The organism is Thermanaeromonas sp. (assembly GCF_021890735.1).
Taxonomy (GTDB): Bacteria; Bacillota; DSM-521; order Neomoorellales; family Neomoorellaceae; genus Thermanaeromonas.
Genome location: NZ_JAKKUR010000002.1, coordinates 82,257 through 102,027, shown reverse-complemented (window position 1 = coordinate 102,027; position 19,771 = coordinate 82,257). Strand labels below are relative to the sequence as shown.

Below are 19,771 nucleotides of genomic sequence, written 5' to 3'. Positions count from 1 at the left end.
TAGCTGTCTCCACAATCTTCTGGGAGGACTGATCCAGAACCCTATGGTCAAAGGCCTTAAGACGGATTCGTATCCTCTGCTTAGCTGCCATGAATACCTTTCCCCTCCCTCCTGGCCGTCTTTTTATTTTCGGAAGGGTTCCCGCCCTGCACATGACGGGGATATGCCCCGGCAGAAGATTCCAGGAACATATCCCCGCCCTTCAGGGCTATTCCAGAATCTTGGTGACCACTCCTGCACCTACGGTGCGTCCGCCCTCCCGTATGGCGAACCGTAAACCTTCCTCGATAGCAATGGGTGTTATTAGCTCTATAGTCATCTTTACGTTATCGCCCGGCATGACCATCTCTACACCTTCGGGCAGCTTTACTACGCCAGTAACGTCGGTGGTCCGGAAATAGAACTGGGGCCTGTACCCGTTGAAGAACGGCGTGTGCCGGCCGCCTTCCTCCTTGGTCAGGACGTAAACCTCTGCTTCGAACTTAGTATAGGGTCTGATGGTTCCCGGCTTGGCCAGAACCATTCCCCGTTCTACTTCTTTACGCTCTATCCCTCGCAGGAGGGTACCGATATTGTCACCAGCCACAGCCTCGTCCAGGGTCTTGCGGAACATTTCCACACCCGTTACGACGGTCTTACGGATATCCTCCCTTAAACCTATAATTTCTACCTCATCTCCTACCTTTACCTTACCGCGCTCCACACGCCCTGTGGTAACCGTTCCACGACCGGTGATGCTGAATACGTCTTCAATGGGCATAAGGAAGGGCTTATCCACATCCCGCTGGGGCGTAGGAATGTACTCGTCCACAGCATCCATAAGCTCCAGTATCTTGCTGCACCACTGGCACTCGCGCTTTCCGCAACCGCATTCCATGGCCTTAAGGGCCGAACCCTTCACCACCGGCACCTCGTCGCCCGGGAACTCGTACTGGCTAAGGAGCTCCCGTACCTCCATCTCCACGAGCTCCAAAAGCTCGGGATCGTCCACCATGTCCACCTTGTTGAGGAACACCACGATGTAAGGTACACCGACCTGCCGGGCCAAGAGTATGTGCTCCCTGGTCTGGGGCATAGGCCCATCGGCGGCCGATACCACCAGGATAGCCCCGTCCATCTGAGCAGCTCCGGTTATCATGTTCTTTACATAGTCAGCATGGCCCGGGCAGTCTACGTGGGCATAGTGGCGTTTCGGTGTTTCGTACTCTACGTGGGCGGTAGCGATGGTGATACCGCGCTCTCTTTCCTCCGGAGCCTTATCGATCTGGTCATAAGCCGTAGGTGTAGCCAGCCCCTGCTTGGCGAGGCAGAAGGTGATGGCTGCGGTCAGCGTAGTTTTACCATGGTCTACATGCCCTATGGTACCTACGTTGACATGTGGCTTAGTCCGTTCAAACTTGGCCTTGGCCATGATTTCCCTTCCTCCTTACAGGATAAGCTTTTTATATAAGTATTGCTCTCCGGCGGGACGTGCCCGCCGGAGCTGTTTACGCGCTCTGGCGCTTCTTTATAATTTCTTCGGCTAAGTTGGCGGGCACCTCGCTATAGTGGGAGAACTGCATGACGTAGGTGCCCCGTCCCTGGGTGCGGGAACGCAAATCCGTCGCGTACCCGAACATTTCCGCCAGGGGCACGTAGGCACGGATAACCTGAGCTCCCGCCCTGGGCTCCATACCTTCGATCCGGCCCCGCCGCGCGTTGAGATCGCCTATCACGTCTCCCATATACTCTTCGGGAACGGTAACTTCCACCTTCATGATGGGCTCAAGGAGTACCGGTTTAGCCCTCTTTACCCCATCCTTTAAGGCTTGGGAGGCCGCAATCTTGAAGGCCATCTCTGAGGAATCTACCTCATGGTAGGAACCGTCTACCAGAATGGCCCGGATATCCACCAAAGGATACCCGGCGAGCACCCCGTTTTCCATGGCTTCCCGGATACCGGCATCCACCGCCGGAATATACTCCTTGGGGATAACGCCACCCACGATTTTGTTTACGAATTCATAGCCCTTGCCCGGCTCAAGAGGCTCTAGCTCAAGGATCACGTGACCGTACTGGCCGCGACCACCCGTCTGGCGTATATACTTGCCTTCCGCCCGGACGGGCCTGCGGATAGTCTCTTTGTAGGCCACCTGGGGTTTGCCTACGTTGGCGCCCACCTTAAATTCCCGCAGCAACCTGTCTACAATTATTTCCAGGTGGAGTTCTCCCATGCCGGAGATGATGGTCTGGCCGGTCTCCGGATCCGTATGCATCCTGAAGGTAGGATCCTCTTCGGCCAATCTCTGCAGGGCCAGGCTCATCTTTTCCTGGTCCGCTTTGGTCTTGGGCTCTATGGCCACGGAGATCACCGGCTCGGGGAAGTCCATGGATTCTAGGATAATAGGATGTTGTTCATCGCAAAGGGTATCGCCGGTGGTGGTTTCCTTTAGCCCCACAGCCGCTATGATATCACCCGCAAAGGCCTCGCCAACTTCTTCGCGGTGATTGGCGTGCATGCGCAAGATACGCCCTATGCGCTCCCTCTTGCCCTTAGTGGAATTGTACACATAGGTTCCGGGCTTCAGCGTCCCCGAGTATACACGGATAAAGGTAAGCTTGCCCACGTAGGGGTCGGCCATGATTTTAAAGGCCAGGGCAGCTAGAGGTTCGTTATCGCTGGCCTTTCTCCTGTCCTCCTGCCCCGTCTCGGGATCTATACCCCTGACCGCCGGGATGTCGACGGGGGAAGGCAGATAATCCACAATGGCGTCTAGAAGAGGTTGGACGCCTTTATTCTTAAAGGACGAGCCACAGAGCACCGGAACCATTTTGAGAGCGATGGTGGCCTTTCTGATGCCTTTCTTTATTTCTTCTTCTGTAAGCTCTTCGCCCTCCAGATACTTGACCATCAATTCTTCATCGCTTTCTGCTACTGCCTCAAGGAGTTTCTCCCGGTACTCGTCTACAAGCTCCTGCATATCTTCGGGTACCGGACCTTCCTCGATCACCGTGCCCAGCTCATCGACGAAATAGAGGGCTTTTTTGCGAATGAGATCTACCACGCCCTGGAAGCTATCTTCCACCCCGATGGGAAGCTGAACCGGCACAGGTGTGGCCCCCAGCTTTTCGGAGATCTCCCTTACGGCGCGGAAGAAATCAGCTCCTACGCGGTCCATCTTGTTAATGTAGGCGATGCGCGGTACGCCGTATTTGTCCGCCTGCCTCCAAACAGTCTCCGATTGGGGCTCTACGCCACCCACGGAGCAAAATATGGCTACAGCTCCATCCAGCACCCGTAAAGAGCGTTCTACTTCCACGGTAAAATCCACGTGCCCTGGCGTGTCTATAATGTTTATACGACAGTCACGCCAGAAGCAGGTGGTAGCCGCCGAAGTAATGGTGATACCCCGCTCCTGCTCCTGGACCATCCAGTCCATAGTGGCCGTACCCTCGTGTACCTCACCCATCCGGTGAACCCGGCCGGTGTAGAAAAGTATCCTCTCTGTGGTGGTAGTCTTACCGGCATCGATATGGGCCATTATGCCGATGTTGCGCGTCTTCTCTAGTGGATGCTCCCGTGCCATGTTCTCACCCCCTCGCAATCAGGTGTATACAGCAATTACCACCGGTAATGGGCAAAGGCCCGATTGGCTTCCGCCATCTTATGGGTGTCTTCCTTCTTTTTCACGGCGCCACCGGTGTTATTGGCAGCATCTATAAGTTCTGCGGCAAGTTTTTCCTCCATGCTCTTCCCGCTACGCTCCCGGGCGTAGTTCACAATCCAGCGGATGGCCAGCGTCTGCCGCCTCTCCGGCCGCACCTCTACCGGAACCTGGTAGTTGGCTCCACCTACCCGCCGGGCTCTGGTCTCTAAAACCGGCATCACATTTTTCAAAGCCTGTTCAAAGACTTCCAGGGGATCTCTCCCGGTCTTCTGTCTAATTATTTCAAAGGCGTCGTAACAAATACGCTGGGCCAAGGATTTTTTGCCGTTGCGCATAACTTGATTGATAAGTTTAGTTACTTTCGTACTACCATAAATCGGGTCGGGTTCTACCTCTCGCTTGGGTACGCTTCCCCTTCGCGGCACCCCTTTATCCCTCCTTTCGCGCCCTCATAAACGGCTCCCAGCTTATTTCTTAGGCCGCTTAGCACCATACTTAGAACGGCCCTGGTGCCTGTTCTGAACACCAGCAGCGTCAAGAGCACCGCGAATTATATGGTATCTTACGCCTGGCAAATCTTTTACTCTGCCTCCCCGCACCAGAACTACCGAGTGTTCCTGCAGGTTGTGTCCTATACCGGGGATATAGGCTGTAACCTCGATCCCGTTGGTGAGCCGTACACGGGCCACCTTGCGGAGAGCTGAATTAGGTTTCTTAGGTGTAGTAGTATAAACCCGCGTACACACGCCACGGCGCTGCGGCGCCCCCCTTAAGGCCGGTGCCCCCGATTTTTTCTCTACTTTTTTACGCGCCTCACGGACCAACTGCTGAATGGTGGGCATCCCTCGCACCCCCTTCCCTGCCACGGAACCCCCACAAGAAATCCCCCACTTCTATTATCAGCCGCTGGGCCGCGAACTACCTCCTTACGGCCCAGCGGGCTTTTAGCGCACTACCTTTAACTACTCTTCCAGGATGGCTGCCGATGCTGAGCTAACCTCGATACCACAGGCGCGGCCTAGCTCCCTCATAGAATCTACCATAATGACTTCGACACCCTTCTCCCGGCACAGGGAGACAAGGGGCTCGGTAACGTGTGGCTCAGCATCTCTAGCTATGAAGACCACCCGGGCTAGGCCCTTCTGGACGGCCTTGGTAGTCTCCCTGGTACCGACCGTCCTCTTTTTGGCCGCCTTTATACGCTCGTAAGACACTATCCGACCCTCCCAGGTGTCACACATTTAGTTATATTATCATTTTCCAGCAGCGGAGTCAACAGCATCTGTCAATTCTTGTTCCTCAGGAATTACGACTTTAATGTTCCGGTAACGAGCCATGCCTGTTCCTGCCGGGATGAGCTTTCCTATGATCACGTTCTCCTTAAGGCCCATGAGGGGATCCACCTTCCCCTTTATGGCCGCTTCGGTAAGTACCCGGGTCGTCTCCTGGAAGGAGGCTGCTGAAAGGAAGGATTCCGTCGTAAGGGAAGCTTTAGTAATCCCCAGGAGCACCGGGCGAGCCACCGCAGGCTTGCCGCCCTTAGCCTTGACTTCCTCGTTTTTATCGGCGAATTCAAAGGCATCCACCAGGCCCCCGGGCAACAGATTGGTGTCACCGGGGTCCTCCACCTTTACCTTGCGGAGCATCTGCCTTATCATAATCTCAATGTGTTTATCGTTTATTTCCACACCCTGCATGCGGTAAACCCTCTGAACCTCTCGCAGGAGGTAAAGCTGTACCCCCCGCACCCCTTTAACCTTTAACAAGTCATGGGGGTTGACCGAACCCTCGGTCAGCTCATCGCCCAGTTCTACCCGCTGGCCGTCTTCCACCCGCAGCCGGGAGCCGTAGGGAACCTGGTAGGTGTACCTTTCTCCGCTGTCCGCCACGAGTTCTATTTCCCGCCGCCCTTTAACTTCATTGATCCTTACAATACCGGACGCCTCGGCGATAATGGCCTGCCCCTTGGGCTTCCGGGCCTCAAAAAGCTCCTCTACCCGCGGAAGGCCCTGGGTGATATCCTCGCCGGCCACGCCGCCCGTATGGAAGGTACGCATGGTTAGCTGGGTACCGGGTTCCCCTATGGACTGGGCGGCGATGATACCAACAGCTTCCCCTATCTCCACCAGCTTACCCGTAGCGAGATTACGGCCGTAGCATTTACAGCACACACCGTACCTTGTCTTACAGGTGAGCACGGAGCGGGCAGGAACTTTCTTGATACCTGCGGCAAGTATGGCCTCCAAAGCCTCTTCGTCTATTTCTTCATTCCGGCGGACAATAACTTCCTTCGTTTCGGGGTGTACGATATCCCGGGCAGCTACACGCCCTAAAAGACGTTCCTCCATCTTTTCAATGACTTCGTTACCGTCCTTAAGATCTTCGATCTCCACATACTCTTCGGTGCCACAATCGTATTCACGCACGATCACATCCTGGGCTACGTCCACCAGCCTCCGGGTGAGGTATCCGGAGTCCGCGGTGCGTAACGCCGTATCCGCCAGACCCTTACGGGCACCATGGGTGGAGATGAAATATTCAAGGACCGTAAGACCCTCACGGAAATTGGATTTGATGGGCATATCAATTATACGCCCGGACGGGTCCGCCATAAGGCCCCGCATACCGGCAAGCTGCCGTATCTGCTGGATGTTGCCCCGGGCTCCCGAATTAGCCATCATAAACACGGGGTTTAATTTATCCATCTTCTCCACGAGGGCTTTAGTTACTTTTTCTGTAGCCTCATTCCATATCTTAATGACCTTCTGGTAGCGCTCTTCTTCGCTTATAAGGCCCCTCCGGTACTGTTGTTCTACACTTTCTACCTGTTCTTCTGCCTGACTTACTATCTCGCTTTTCTCCTCAGGTACATCAATGTCATCCAGACCGATGGTAACTCCGGCTAAGGTAGCATAATGAAAGCCCAATCTTTTTATACCATCTAGCATCTTGGCAGTAGCCGCGGTGCCCAGCTCCCTGTAGCAGCGGGCTACAATCTCTCCTAGCTGCTTCTTACCTATTTCACAGTTGTAGAATCCCAGTTCTTTAGGGATGGGGCTCTCTTTGTTGAAGATCAACCGACCTATGGTGGTCTCTACCAGCTTGCCATCCTCCATCCGCACTTTAATAAGGGCGTGAAGGTCGATAACTTTGTGTACGTAAGCCATATAAGCCTCTTCGTAGCTGGCAAAGACTCGCCCCTCTCCTTTAGCACCCGGTCTGGCCACCGTAAGCCAGTAACACCCGAAGACTATATCTTGGGTCGGGGTAACCACCGGACGACCATCCTTGGGGTTAAGTATATTGTTGCTGGCCAGCATGAGGAGCCTCGCCTCTGCCTGTGCTTCCGCGGAAAGGGGCACATGTACAGCCATCTGGTCACCGTCAAAGTCAGCGTTATAGGCCGTACATACCAGGGGATGTATCTGAATGGCCCGTCCTTCTACCAAGACCGGCTCAAAAGCTTGAATACCCAAGCGGTGCAGAGTGGGAGCGCGGTTTAGGAGCACGGGATGCTCTTTGATAACTTCTTCCAACACATCCCATACTTCATTGCGTACGCGCTCTACCATGCGTTTGGCGCTTTTTATATTATGGGCAAAGCCCTTGTCCACCAGCCTTTTCATCACAAAGGGTTTAAAAAGCTCCAAAGCCATCTCCTTGGGCAGCCCGCACTGGTGAAGCTTAAGTTCAGGCCCAACTACGATCACAGAGCGCCCGGAATAATCCACGCGCTTACCCAAAAGGTTCTGGCGAAAGCGACCCTGTTTGCCCTTTAACATATCGCTTAGGGACTTCAGAGGCCGGTTGCCGGGCCCCGTCACCGGCCGGCCCCGGCGGCCGTTATCTATAAGGGCATCTACAGCCTCCTGGAGCATGCGCTTTTCGTTGCGTACAATGATGTCCGGCGCGCCCAAGTCCAAAAGTCTCTTTAAGCGGTTATTCCTGTTTATAACCCGCCGGTAGAGGTCGTTTAGGTCCGAGGTAGCAAACCGCCCACCGTCCAACTGGACCATCGGTCTAAGTTCAGGGGGAATAACTGGGATCACATCCAGGATCATCCACTCAGGCCGGTTCCCCGACTGGCGGAAGGCTTCCACCACTTCCAAACGGCGTATGGCCCGGATACGCCGCTGGCCGGTGCTCTCCTTAAGCTCCTGCCTCAATTCTTCGGCCAATTTATCGAGGTCTATTTCCTGCAGAAGCTCCTTTATGGCCTCCGCACCGATACCTGCCCTGAACCGGTCGCCATACTTCTCCCGGTATTCCCTGTACTCAGCTTCAGAAAGGAGCTGTTTCTTGGTTAACCCCGTATCTCCGGGATCGATAACTATATAAGAGACGAAATAGAGCACCCTTTCTAAGGCCCGCGGGGACATGTCTAACAGTAAGCCCATCCGGCTGGGTATACCCTTAAAATACCAAATATGGGACACGGGAGCCGCAAGCTCAATATGGCCGAGCCTCTCGCGCCGTACCTTGGAGCGGGTCACCTCCACGCCGCAACGGTCGCACACTACACCTTTGTACCGGACCCTTTTGTACTTACCGCAATGGCACTCCCAATCCCGGGTAGGCCCAAAGATGCGCTCGCAGAATAGGCCGTCCCGTTCGGGTTTCAAGGTACGGTAATTTATGGTTTCCGGCTTCTTCACTTCTCCGCTCGACCAGGCCCGGATCTGCTCCGGGGAGGCCAGGGCGATACGTATACGTTCAAAATTGCTTAAATCCAGCACAGGACTCCCTCCCAAGAAATTTTGGGTGCTCTATTCTTCCTCGTCTTTTGATTCATCAAGGTAAGATAAATCGAGGTCTTCTTCCCCCTCTTCTAAAGGAGGAAGCTCTGCTTCAAACTCTGCCAGGTCCAGCTCCTCCTCTGCCTCCTCTTCTTTATCCTCGGCTTGTTCCGCTGCCTTTGGCTGTGCAGCCTTAAGGAGCCTGGGCTCCGGGTGAATGTCTAAGCCCAGATCCTTGCCCGGCTCTGTAATATCTTCATCTTCATCCTTTATCTCTATCTCCTGGTTTTCTTCCGAAAGCACCTTCACATCCAGGCCCAAGCTCTGAAGCTCCTTAATGAGAACCTTAAAGGATTCGGGTACTCCCGGCTCCGGCACATTTTCTCCTTTGACAATAGCTTCGTAGGTTTTAACACGTCCCACTACATCGTCGGATTTTACCGTGAGGATCTCCTGGAGGGTATAAGCCGCGCCGTAAGCTTCCAAGGCCCACACTTCCATCTCTCCGAAACGCTGGCCGCCGAATTGGGCTTTCCCGCCCAAGGGTTGCTGGGTGACCAGGGAATAAGGCCCTGTAGACCGGGCATGTATCTTGTCATCTACCAGGTGGGCCAGCTTAAGCATATACATATACCCGACGGTAATAGGCCTATCGAAGGGCTCTCCGGTCCGGCCGTCATAAAGGATGGTCTTACCGTCCTCAGGAAGCCCGGCCCTCCGCAGGGCCTCCTTGATATCTTCTTCATCGGCACCGTCGAACACAGGACAGGCCACATGGATCCCTAAGGTCTTGGCCGCCCAACCCAAGTGGGTTTCGAGGATCTGGCCTAGATTCATACGGGAAGGCACACCCAAAGGATTGAGCACTATATCCACAGGCGTACCATCGGGCAAGAAGGGCATATCCTCCTCCGGCAATATCCGGGAGATAACTCCCTTATTACCGTGGCGGCCAGCCATTTTATCCCCCACGGAGATCTTACGTTTCTGAGCCACGTAAACCCGGACCAGTTTATTTACCCCCGGTGGTAGTTCATCTCCGTTCTCCCGGGAGAACACTTTAACGTCCACGACTTTACCCGATTCTCCATGGGGAACCCGTAAGGAGGTATCCCGTACCTCCCGAGCCTTCTCACCGAAGATAGCCCGTAGCAGCCTCTCCTCGGCCGTAAGCTCCGTCTCCCCTTTAGGCGTCACCTTACCCACCAGAATATCCCCGGGCCGTACTTCGGCTCCGATGCGTATGATACCGCGCTCATCCAGATCTTTTAGTACATCTTCGCCCACGTTGGGGATGTCCCTGGTTATCTCTTCGGGACCCAGCTTGGTATCCCGGGCTTCACACTCGTACTCTTCTATATGAATGGAAGTAAAGATATCCTCCTTAACTAAGCGCTCGCTTATAAGAATAGCGTCTTCGTAGTTATAACCCTCCCAGCTCATAAAGGCTACCAGAACATTGCGGCCCAAGGCCAGTTCTCCCTGATCGGTGGAAGGGCCGTCGGCGATAACCTCTCCCGCTTCCACCCTCTGCCCCTTCCGCACAATGGGCTTCTGGTTAATGCACGTCCCCTGGTTGGACCGCACGAACTTCTGGAGCTTATAAACGTCGGTAGTGCCGTCGTCCTTGCGTATAACAATTTCCTGCGAAGTAACCCGTTCTACAACACCGGAATTCTTAGCCAAAACGACTACACCAGAATCGCGCGCTGCACGCCACTCCATACCGGTACCTACTAAAGGTGCCTCTGTTCGGATCAACGGTACGGCCTGCCGCTGCATGTTGGCACCCATTAGTGCGCGGTTGGCATCGTCGTGCTCGAGGAAAGGAATAAGGGAAGCTGCCACGCTCACCATCTGTTTGGGTGAAACATCCATAAGGTCTACGCGCTCGGCAGGTACCACTACTATTTCGCCCCGGTGCCGGGCGGTCACTTTCGGCACCAAAAAGCGGCCTTCTTCATCTACCGGTGTATTAGCTTGGGCAATAACGTACTGATCCTCCTCATCGGCCGCCAGGTACACCACCTCATCGGTAACTACGCCCCGTTCCTTATCTACTTTGCGATAAGGGGTCTCTATGAAGCCGAATTCGTTCACCCTAGCATAGGTACCCAAGGAGCCGATTAGCCCAATATTCGGACCTTCCGGAGTTTCGATGGGACACATGCGGCCGTAGTGGGAGGTATGCACATCGCGTACCTCGAACCCCGCCCGCTCGCGGCTTAAACCTCCCGGACCCAAGGCCGAAAGACGGCGCTTATGGGTGAGCTCTGATAGGGGGTTAGTCTGGTCCATAAACTGCGACAGCTGGCTCGAACCGAAAAATTCCTTTACCGCTGCGACCACCGGCCGTATATTTATCAATACCTGCGGGGTTATAGCCTCTACGTCCTGGATGGTCATGCGTTCACGCACTACCCGCTCCATACGGGCAAGGCCGATTCTGAACTGGTTCTGCAGCAATTCCCCTACAGAGCGGACCCGGCGGTTACCCAGATGATCTATGTCATCGGGCTTAACCTCACCATCCATAAGGCGCAACAGGTACTTAATAATGTGGACTATGTCCTCTTTGGTAAGGCAACGGATGTATTCTCGCCGGCCGTTGACTTCTTGGGTGAGCACACCGTGGTTTAGTTTTTTATGCAGCTTGTAGCGCCCAACGTGGCCGAGATCGTAACGCTTGGGATCGAAGAAAAGGGACTCTACGAGGTTCCGGGCACTATCTACGGTAGGCGGCTCGCCAGGACGCAAGCGTTTATAAATCTCTACCAAAGCCTCTTCTTCGGAATCCGTAGTATCCTTTTCCAGAGTAGTTTGTATACGGACATCATAATCGAAAAGCTCCAAGATCCGGGCCTTAGTGTTATATCCTATGGCTTTAAGGAGCACAGTGACAGGAATTTTGCGCGTGCGGTCCACACGGACGTAGATGCTTCCCGTATTGTCGGTCTCCAGCTCCAGCCAGGCCCCGCGGTTGGGGATGAGGGTGGCGGTATATATTTTGGTCCCCGAAGGGTCTACCGCCTCCGAGTAATAAACCCCCGGAGAACGTACAAGCTGGCTGACGATCACCCTTTCGGCCCCGTTAATAACAAAGGTCCCCTTAGGAGTCATCAGGGGCAGGTCCCCCATGAAAACCTCCTGCTCCTTGACCTCCCCTGTCTCCTTATTTATAAGGCGTACCTTAACCCTTAGAGGGGCCGCATAGGTCATATCCCGCTCTTTACACTCTTCTACCGTATACTTGGGCTCACCTAAAGAATGTTCGCCAAATTCGAGGATGAGATTACCTGTAAAATCTTGAATGGGGGAAATCTCCTGGAAAGTCTCCCGTATCCCTTCCTCGATAAACCACTGGTAAGACCTGCGCTGGATCTCGATAAGGTTGGGCGGATCTATAACTTCTTTGATGTTAGCATAGCTCCACCGTTCTCTTTTGCCAGTCTTGATGGGAAAAGGCATGCCCGGTCCCCCTTAAAAGAAACTACAAAAGCAAGGTATCAGCAACCTCGCTTCTTTAAAAAGGCCACCTTACTCTAAGTAATTATTGCCCAGTCAGGAAAAATTTAATCCTACCAAGACCCCAAAATAATGGCATTTTAAAATGCTAGCATAAGGCCGAAGGCCTGTCAAGATTTACAGAAAAAATTTTTATGCTAGGGGTGCCCATAGAAAACTGGGACCCACCGGTCCTTTCGGAAATGGGTCCCAGCCCAAGAAATTCTCTTCACACGGGCAATTTAGCATTATTTTATTTCTACAGTAGCGCCCGCTTCCTCGAGCTTGGCCTTTATACGCTCGGCTTCTTCCTTGCTTACCTTTTCCTTTACCGGCTTGGGAGCTCCATCTACCAAGTCTTTAGCCTCTTTAAGGCCTAAGCCGGTAAGCTCGCGGACAACCTTGATAACATTAATCTTCTTATCTCCCGCCGCTTTGAGGATAACATCAAATTCCGTTTGCTCTTCGACTTTTGCCTCTGCCTGGGCAGGAGCAGCACCCGGTGCCACCGGCATTGCCACCGGTGCAGCAGCAGTCACACCGAATTCCTCTTCCAAAGCTTTAACCAGTTCGGCAAGCTCTAGAACCGTCATCCCTTTGACGGCTTCGATTATTTCTGCTACTTTGCTCATGTAAGGTATTCCTCCTTTTTAGCTAAGCTTGAGTACCAGCCGCAGCCTCTTGTTTCCTGCGGATGGCCTCCAACACGTAGACCAGCTTGCGGATGGGCCCAGATAAGGCGCTTACCATGCCATACAGAGGCGCCTGCAAGGAGCCCACCATTTTGCCCAGAAGCTCTTCCCGGGGGGGGAGCTCGGCCAGGGCTTTGATCTGGTCTAGCCCGATAACTTTCCCCTGGAGAACCCCGGCTTTAAGTTTGAGATGCTCATTATTTTTAGCCATGTTAGAAAGTATCTTAGCCGGGGCCACCGGATCCGTTAAACTAAAGGCGATGGCCGTGGGACCCTCAAGATAGGGCTCTAAATCTTGAAGCCCCAACTCCCGGGAAGCGATGCGCGTCAAAGTGTTTTTTACTACTTTAAACTCCACACCCGCAGCCCGCAGTTCACGCCTTAGCCCGGTCATCTCGGCCACGTTGAGGCCGCGGTAATCTACCAAAATAGAAGCTATAGACTGCCCCAGCTTATCCTTAATTTCCTTTACCACCAGGGCCTTGGCCTCCCGCTGTTTGCTCAAGGCATCACCCCCTTTAACCTGCTGTTAAAATATTATAGCCCCTGCCGCAGACAGCAGGGGCACTGATCCCTTAAGGAATTTTAGGGGCTAGCAACCTCGGCAGGCTGGCTTTAAGCTCCTCTAAGGAGCACCTGCTGTCTATGGCTGCAACTATTTCTTAATTTGATTGTAAAACCTACTTGCGACCTAAAACCTTGGCCGGATTCACCTTTATACCCGGTCCCATGGTACAAGACAGGGTGATACTTTTTATATACTGGCCCTTTGCAGCAGGAGGCTTGGCTCTGATTACAGCCTCGACCAGGGTTTGGAAATTCTCCCGCAGCTTTTCCTCGTCAAAGCTCACTTTGCCGATCGGAGCATGGATAATGCCCGCCTTGTCCACCCGAAATTCTATTTTACCGGCCTTGACCTCCTTAACCGCCCGGGCCACATCCATAGTCACCGTACCGGCTTTGGGGTTAGGCATCAGACCCCGCGGACCTAAAATCCGTCCCAGTTTACCCACCATTCCCATCATATCCGGTGTGGCTATGGCTACATCAAATTCTAGCCAACCGTCCTGGATCTTTTCTACCAGCTCTTCGGCCCCTACTATATCGGCTCCAGCTTCTTCTGCCTCCCGGGCTTTATCCCCTTTGGCAAAAACCAGAACCCGCCGTGTCTTACCCGTACCGTGGGGCAGGACCACGCTACCCCGCACTTGTTGGTCAGCATGGCGGGGATCTACGCCTAAGCGTAGAGCCACTTCGACCGTCTCATCGAATTTAGCCGTAGCTGTTTTCTTTACTAGACTTATGGCTTCCGCGGGATCATACAGCCGTCCAGGCTCTACCAGTTTCCTGGCTTCTAAATACTTTTTCCCGTGCTTAGGCATAACATCTTCCTCCTTGTGGTACCAGCGGAATACTCCTCCCACTAGAGAGAGCACCCAGAACCGCTTCGAGCTACTTTTAGATACTTTTGAGGCTATCCTTCCACCTCTATACCCATACTCCGGGCCGTGCCCTCGATCATGCGCATGGCTGCCTCAATATCATTGGCATTAAGATCCTTCATCTTGAGCTCGGCTATCTCCCGGATGGTTGCCCTTGATACCTTCCCTACCTTTTTGCGGTTGGGTTCTCCGGAGGCCGTTTCAATCCCCAAGGCCTTCTTCAGCAGGACAGATGCGGGCGGGGTTTTGGTTACAAAGGTAAAGGAACGATCCTCATATATGGTTATCTCTACCGGAATTATGAGCCCCGCCTGGGAGGCCGTCCTCTCGTTAAATTCTTTTACGAAGGCCATTATATTAACTCCGTGCTGGCCGAGGGCTGGACCAACCGGAGGAGCAGGGGTGGCCTTACCAGCCGGAACCTGTAGCTTCACCACCGCCATAACTTTCTTGGCCATAAATCATCACCCCCAGGTTCGCTACTCCACAATAAAAAGTTCAATCTAGCTTTTCTATCTGGGTAAACTCCAATTCTATCGGTGTCTCACGGCCGAACATGGAGACAAGAACCTTTAGTTTCCCTTTCTCCGGATAGATCTCTTCTACCGTCCCGATAAAATTCTCAAAAGGCCCGCTGGTAACCCTGACATTCTCGCCCACGCTCACGTCTATCCGCGGGCGCGGTGTCTCCACACCTGTACGTTCGAGGATCTGCTTTACCTCTTCCTCCTGTAAGGGAATCGGTTTATTGCCAGCGCCCACGAATCCGGTAACTCCCGGCGTGTTGCGGACTACATACCAGGAATCGTCGGTAAGGATCATTTCTACTAGTATATATCCCGGGTAAATGCGGCGCTTGACGATCTTCCGTTTCCCGTCCTTTATCTGTATCTCATCCTCCATGGGTACTACTATCCGGAAGATCTTGTCGCCCATGTTCATGGATTCTATACGCTTCTCCAAATTGGCCTTAACCTTATTCTCATAACCCGAGTAGGTGTGGATAACATACCAGGCCTTTTCCATAAGATTATCCCTCTATAAATATAAGCTTAAACACCTACAATATGAGCCTAAACAAAAAGCTATAGACGGAATCCATTATCCAAAGGAGAAGCCCTACCAAAAAGACAGCCAGTAAAACGACCCCCGTGTAGACTACAAGCTCCCGACGTGTGGGCCAATGAACCTTTTTAAGCTCCGCCCAGGAGCCCTTAAAAAACTTGACCAGCCTTTCTCCCGCTTTCGCTTTCTCACCGGCCGGCTTGGCCACTGACTTGGTAGCCATTTTCCTCACACCTTACTTACTTCGCCTTATTTGGTCTCTTTATGCACCGTATGCCTGCCGCAATGCGGGCAATATTTTTTTAGTTCTAACCGGTCCGGATCGTTACGCTTATTTTTAGTGGTAGTATAATTACGCCGCTTACATTCAGTGCACTCTAAGGTTATCCCTATCCGCAAAACGGCCACCTCCATGCGCTGGCCCGAAAGAATGCCTAACCTAATTTAGCATAAAAGCCATACCCTGTCAACAAACCCGAGGCTTTAAAAATGAAAAACCCCGGCACAAGCCGGGGCTTTGTTTCTTCGTTCTTTAGGTGCGGGTAGCCACAGCTTCCTTCCGGCGCATCTGCTGGATATAGGGCAGAAGATAGCGATCTATACCGTACTGGTAAGCCGCTTGGCCGGCCAGCAGGAGTAGGATGGCTACGGTATATAATACCGGATTGGTACTAGCCGTACCCGCCAGCATGAAGTTAAGATTCATGAAGGCTCCTACTGCCAGGGCAAAAACAGTGGCCACACCCAGGATGAGAGCTATACCCGTAAGAAGTTCACCGAAAACAACCAACTTGGAAAACCACGTATAATGACCGCCGTCTAGCAAACCCTGGATGAAGGCCTTATACCAGCCGTACTTGATGGCCGGTTGGGTATTGGGCAGAGCGCCCACTGCCTTGGCCCAGAAACCTTTTAACGCCTCTCCCCCTTGCATCCACTTAGGATCCGAAATTTTGTGCAACCCTGCCTCCAGCCACTGCCAACCCAGCCAAATCCTTAGCAACGTCCACAGCGGGGCAAGACGCGGGTTACGTAAAATACTTAACATGAGGCCTCCCCCCTAGTTTGTACTCGCTCTCTTAAGCTTTACTATATCTTCGGGGAGGAAGCCTTTGCTATCGGCTTAACATCCGATTTTATCTAGGATACAGACCCTAGGGTATTAGCCCTAGTCCTCTTTCTCGAGGTGAAGTAACCCCTTCCTTAGAGCATACTTCACCAGGTCCACCCGGTCGTGAACCCCCAACTTCTTCATTAGGTTCGCACGGTGAGCCTGCACGGTTTTTACGCTGATGAAGAGTTTCCGGGCGATCTCTTGATTAGTAAGACCTTCGGCCACCAGGCGAAGGATTTCCTCTTCCCTAGGGGTAAGTTCGGGGTCTGTTTCACTACCCCTGTTTAGGGGTAGGCCCTTCTGCAACCCCTCCACTACCCGGCGGGCGATGGTGGAATCCAAGTAGGCTTCCCCGGAGTGTACAGCCCGTATAGCCTTTAAGAGTTCGGCCACTCCGGCCTTCTTTAACACATACCCTGTGGCCCCCGATTTTAAAGCCCGTATAACCGTCTCTTCTTCATCATACATGCTTAAAATAACTACCTTTATATCCGGAAAGGCCTCCTTAAGTGCCCGGCAGACTTCCATCCCGCTTTTACCGGGAAGCCGCAGGTCAAGGACCACTACCTCGGGCCGGGTCTGAGCAGTTACTTGTAAAGCTTCCGCAAAATTTCCCGCTTCCCCCACTATTTCGATATCCTGTTCCGAAGCCAGTAACGCTTTAAGGCCCTCCCGAACTATGACATGATCCTCTACCAGCATTACTCTGATGCCCACCAGCTCACCCCCTATTTTTCGGACGCTACATAGGGGATCCACACCTCAACCTCCGTACCCTTACCCAGCCCGGAGGTTATCTCCACCCAGCCCCCGGCTAGGGCCGCCCGCTCCCGCAAATTTACAAGCCCCATGCCTCGAGAAAGGTTGGCTTCGGGGATAAAGCCCACCCCGTTATCCTTAACCAGTAGGCGCAACCCTGAAGAACCCAAATCCAGTTCAACGTGTACAAGGGTTGCCCGGGAGTGCCGCCGTATATTGCTTAAAATTTCTGTCGCCATGTAGTACAAGTGTTCCCTCTGAACAGGGTCAAGCTCCCGTGGCTGCTTGCCCCGGACATTAAACACCAACCTCTGATCCGTAGAGGCCATATATCCGGCCAAAAGTTCTTCCAAAAGCGCAACAGCACGGCCGGGTAGTTCTACGGGAAACTCCATATTTTTTAAGTACCCTCTGAGCTGGTTTATGACCTCGCCGGCCCGCTCTTTCAGTTCCTTGAGTTTGTCCCGGCAGGCACCGGAGTTGCCCTCCAAAAGATTTAAAGCATGATCTAACCCTAAGACCAGACCGTAAATAGCTTGAGTTATGCCATCGTGAAGGTCCCGCCTTATACGCTCCCTCTCCAACCAAAGAAGCTCTCGCTGCCGCAAGTTTTCTAACTTCTTTCGGTTTTCCACTTCGTAAAATTCCAGGCTGCAGATGATAAAGTAAGCCATAAAGAGCCCAGCTATAGCCCGTAAAAACTGCACAGGGAGACCCAACCGTAACATCAAAGAGGTATTTAGGAAACTCGCCGGAGGAAAGGAAGCCGGCGGAACCACCAACCCGCCGGCAAAAGCATAAAGCCCAAAGGCTAAAGAAGCCCCTATAAGGCTGCGCTCTAAAGGCGGATGCCTTAATCCCCTAAGCTCACTACGCTGCAAGATCATACCTAAAGAGCTCAAAAGAGCACCGGGAAAGGCCAAACAATAGCGTACCAGTATCTCTGTATAACCCAACCAGCCGGGAATCTCCGAGGCCTCATTAGGCTGGGAGATGAAAAAAATCCCTAACCACACGCCGAAAAGAAGGACGGCCAGCTTCTTCCCCCACCCCGCCCGGCCCCAAGTGCTGGCTAAAAGCTCCGCCCCGAAGGCAAAAAGGAAGGCAAAGGAAAGGGCTATAAGCACAGCATGTCCTCCAGTAAGCACAGCTCCCTTGAGGGCCTCACGGCCACCGGCCAGAAATCCCGGTGTAAGAAAAATGTAAGCCCATTCCGCCGTTCCGTGCAGGAGGCCGAAGCCGGCCAGCAATCTAAGATGTTGCCCCAGCCGGAAGGTGCTGGGGCGTTTAGCCTGCAAGGCGATACTAAAACCCATAAGAAAAAAGGCCAAACCGTAAATGAAAAAGATGAGATACCAGTTCCGGTCCAGCACATCCTCAAAAGAACCCTTAAGCACCAGATGCCCTCCTGCTCGTGAATACCACTCCGCGCCCAAGGCTATTACCTAATCCCCGGGTGGCTGCCCGGGGACTTCTTAAGATCCTTTCCTGGCTATCACCTCTTGTCCGCCCATATAAGGCCTTAAGACAGGAGGAATCACCACCGATCCATCCTCCCTTTGGTAGTTCTCTAAGATAGCCGCTAGTGTCCGGCCTACGGCCACTCCCGAACCGTTCAAGGTGTGCACATAACGTGGCTTTTCCTTGGGGCTGGGTCTAAAGCGTATGTTAGCCCGCCGGGCCTGGAAATCCTCGCAGTTGCTGCAGGAAGAAATCTCCCTGTAGGTGCCTGCAGCGGGGAACCACACCTCAATATCATAAGTCTTAGCGGCGGAAAACCCCAGATCTCCAGCGCACAATACTACCACCCGGTAAGGAAGACCGAGAAGTCTAAGGACTTCCTCCGCATCGCGGGTCATTTTTTCCAGCTCCTCGTAAGAGTCCTCCGGGCGTGTAAACTTGACCAGTTCCACTTTATTGAACTGGTGCTGGCGGATTAAGCCCCGCGTTTCCCGGCCCGCGGCCCCGGCCTCGGCTCTAAAGCATGCGCTGTAGGCTACATGGTAAATGGGAAGAAGATCGCCGTCTAGGATCTCATCACGGTAAAGGTTGGTCACCGGCACTTCGGCTGTAGGAATGAGGTAATAATCGGTACCCGTGACGTGAAACATATCTTCGGCAAATTTAGGAAGCTGCCCGGTGCCGATCATGGTCTGGCTGTTTACCAAATAAGGGGGAAATACTTCCGTATAACCGTGCTTCTCTATATGCAAATCGAGCATGAAATTTATAAGAGCGCGCTCAAGGCGGGCCCCAGCCCCCCGGTAAAATACGAAGCGCGCGCCGGCGACTTTAGAACCCCTTTCGAAATCTATAATCCCCAGCTCTTCCCCTATCTCCCAGTGGGGCCGGGGGGTAAAGGAGAAAGAAGTTTTTTCCCCCCAAGTGCGCACCACCACATTATCTTCGGGCCCGGAGCCGTCCGGTACCGAAGAATGGGGAAGGTTGGGGAGGGTGAGAAGCTCCTTATCTAGCTCTTCCTCCACTGCGCGTATCTCTTCATCCAAGGCTTTGATCCGCTGGGAGACCTCCCTCATCTCTGCGATGAGTTCTACTGGTTCCTTCCCCGCCTTTTTAAGTTTGCCTATCTCCTCGGAGACGACATTCCTCTTGTGCTTTAGTTTTTCAACTTCAGTAAGAAGGCTACGCCGCCGGGCATCTAGCTCAAGGAAGTGGTCCAAAGGGGCAGCCAATCCCCGCCGCTTAAGCCCCCGGTCTACGAGCTCTGGATTATCGCGCAAAAGTTTGATATCTAGCACCAGGTTCTTCCTCCTTCCCCCATTATTATTACCCCATCCGGCCTCCTTTAGCA

General features: G+C 53.2%; 18 protein-coding genes, 1 pseudogene and 1 other annotated feature. All 19 genes and pseudogenes read right to left on the bottom strand.

The window, feature by feature from the left end; translation table 11 throughout:
• Nucleotides 1-91, bottom strand: a pseudogene (locus tag L5656_RS01080) (30S ribosomal protein S10); the annotation flags it as partial.
• Nucleotides 92-208: 117 nt separating this feature from the next.
• Nucleotides 209-1,411, bottom strand: coding sequence for an elongation factor Tu (gene tuf, locus L5656_RS01075; RefSeq protein WP_297197760.1), 1,203 nt, complete (start codon nucleotides 1,409-1,411; stop codon nucleotides 209-211).
• Nucleotides 1,412-1,487: 76 nt separating this feature from the next.
• On the bottom strand, nucleotides 1,488-3,566 hold the full coding sequence (gene fusA / locus L5656_RS01070) for an elongation factor G (protein WP_297197758.1): 2,079 nt from the start codon (nucleotides 3,564-3,566) through the stop codon (nucleotides 1,488-1,490).
• Between the two features lie 35 nt (nucleotides 3,567-3,601).
• Nucleotides 3,602-4,072 (bottom strand): 30S ribosomal protein S7, encoded by a 471-nt coding sequence (gene rpsG, locus L5656_RS01065; RefSeq protein ID WP_297197756.1) that lies wholly within the window; start codon nucleotides 4,070-4,072, stop codon nucleotides 3,602-3,604.
• A gap of 42 nt (nucleotides 4,073-4,114) precedes the next feature.
• Nucleotides 4,115-4,489, bottom strand: a complete 375-nt coding sequence (rpsL, locus tag L5656_RS01060) for a 30S ribosomal protein S12 (RefSeq protein ID WP_297197753.1) — start codon at nucleotides 4,487-4,489, stop codon at nucleotides 4,115-4,117.
• A gap of 120 nt (nucleotides 4,490-4,609) precedes the next feature.
• The gene (locus L5656_RS01055; protein ID WP_297197750.1) at nucleotides 4,610-4,861 is read right to left on the bottom strand and encodes a ribosomal L7Ae/L30e/S12e/Gadd45 family protein; all 252 of its coding nucleotides are present in this window, start codon (nucleotides 4,859-4,861) and stop codon (nucleotides 4,610-4,612) included.
• A 39-nt stretch (nucleotides 4,862-4,900) separates the two neighbouring features.
• On the bottom strand, nucleotides 4,901-8,383 hold the full coding sequence (gene rpoC, locus L5656_RS01050) for a DNA-directed RNA polymerase subunit beta' (protein ID WP_297197745.1): 3,483 nt from the start codon (nucleotides 8,381-8,383) through the stop codon (nucleotides 4,901-4,903).
• Between the two features lie 30 nt (nucleotides 8,384-8,413).
• Nucleotides 8,414-11,851, bottom strand: coding sequence for a DNA-directed RNA polymerase subunit beta (rpoB, locus tag L5656_RS01045; RefSeq protein ID WP_297197742.1), 3,438 nt, complete (start codon nucleotides 11,849-11,851; stop codon nucleotides 8,414-8,416).
• A gap of 284 nt (nucleotides 11,852-12,135) precedes the next feature.
• Nucleotides 12,136-12,519 (bottom strand): 50S ribosomal protein L7/L12, encoded by a 384-nt coding sequence (gene rplL, locus L5656_RS01040; protein WP_297197740.1) that lies wholly within the window; start codon nucleotides 12,517-12,519, stop codon nucleotides 12,136-12,138.
• A 22-nt stretch (nucleotides 12,520-12,541) separates the two neighbouring features.
• Nucleotides 12,542-13,084: a 50S ribosomal protein L10 gene (gene rplJ / locus L5656_RS01035; protein ID WP_297197736.1), complete on the bottom strand. Its 543-nt coding sequence runs from the start codon at nucleotides 13,082-13,084 to the stop codon at nucleotides 12,542-12,544.
• Nucleotides 13,085-13,106: 22 nt separating this feature from the next.
• Nucleotides 13,107-13,246, bottom strand: a sequence feature (ribosomal protein L10 leader region).
• 13 nt (nucleotides 13,247-13,259) lie between these two features.
• Entirely contained in the window at nucleotides 13,260-13,961 is a 702-nt protein-coding gene (gene rplA / locus L5656_RS01030; protein WP_297197733.1) for a 50S ribosomal protein L1, read from the bottom strand.
• A 92-nt stretch (nucleotides 13,962-14,053) separates the two neighbouring features.
• On the bottom strand, nucleotides 14,054-14,479 hold the full coding sequence (gene rplK, locus L5656_RS01025; protein ID WP_084662963.1) for a 50S ribosomal protein L11: 426 nt from the start codon (nucleotides 14,477-14,479) through the stop codon (nucleotides 14,054-14,056).
• A 40-nt stretch (nucleotides 14,480-14,519) separates the two neighbouring features.
• The gene (gene nusG / locus L5656_RS01020; protein ID WP_297197723.1) at nucleotides 14,520-15,047 is read right to left on the bottom strand and encodes a transcription termination/antitermination protein NusG; all 528 of its coding nucleotides are present in this window, start codon (nucleotides 15,045-15,047) and stop codon (nucleotides 14,520-14,522) included.
• 34 nt (nucleotides 15,048-15,081) lie between these two features.
• Nucleotides 15,082-15,309, bottom strand: coding sequence for a preprotein translocase subunit SecE (gene secE / locus L5656_RS01015; RefSeq protein WP_297197720.1), 228 nt, complete (start codon nucleotides 15,307-15,309; stop codon nucleotides 15,082-15,084).
• 26 nt (nucleotides 15,310-15,335) lie between these two features.
• Nucleotides 15,336-15,500: a 50S ribosomal protein L33 gene (gene rpmG, locus L5656_RS01010; protein WP_366017780.1), complete on the bottom strand. Its 165-nt coding sequence runs from the start codon at nucleotides 15,498-15,500 to the stop codon at nucleotides 15,336-15,338.
• 118 nt (nucleotides 15,501-15,618) lie between these two features.
• Nucleotides 15,619-16,134 (bottom strand): TQO small subunit DoxD, encoded by a 516-nt coding sequence (locus L5656_RS01005; protein ID WP_297197714.1) that lies wholly within the window; start codon nucleotides 16,132-16,134, stop codon nucleotides 15,619-15,621.
• Nucleotides 16,135-16,254: 120 nt separating this feature from the next.
• Nucleotides 16,255-16,917 (bottom strand): response regulator, encoded by a 663-nt coding sequence (locus L5656_RS01000; protein WP_297197711.1) that lies wholly within the window; start codon nucleotides 16,915-16,917, stop codon nucleotides 16,255-16,257.
• A gap of 11 nt (nucleotides 16,918-16,928) precedes the next feature.
• On the bottom strand, nucleotides 16,929-18,356 hold the full coding sequence (locus tag L5656_RS00995; protein WP_297197708.1) for a sensor histidine kinase: 1,428 nt from the start codon (nucleotides 18,354-18,356) through the stop codon (nucleotides 16,929-16,931).
• A gap of 78 nt (nucleotides 18,357-18,434) precedes the next feature.
• Nucleotides 18,435-19,718 (bottom strand): serine--tRNA ligase, encoded by a 1,284-nt coding sequence (serS, locus tag L5656_RS00990; RefSeq protein ID WP_297197704.1) that lies wholly within the window; start codon nucleotides 19,716-19,718, stop codon nucleotides 18,435-18,437.
• Nucleotides 19,719-19,771 lie beyond the last annotated feature (53 nt).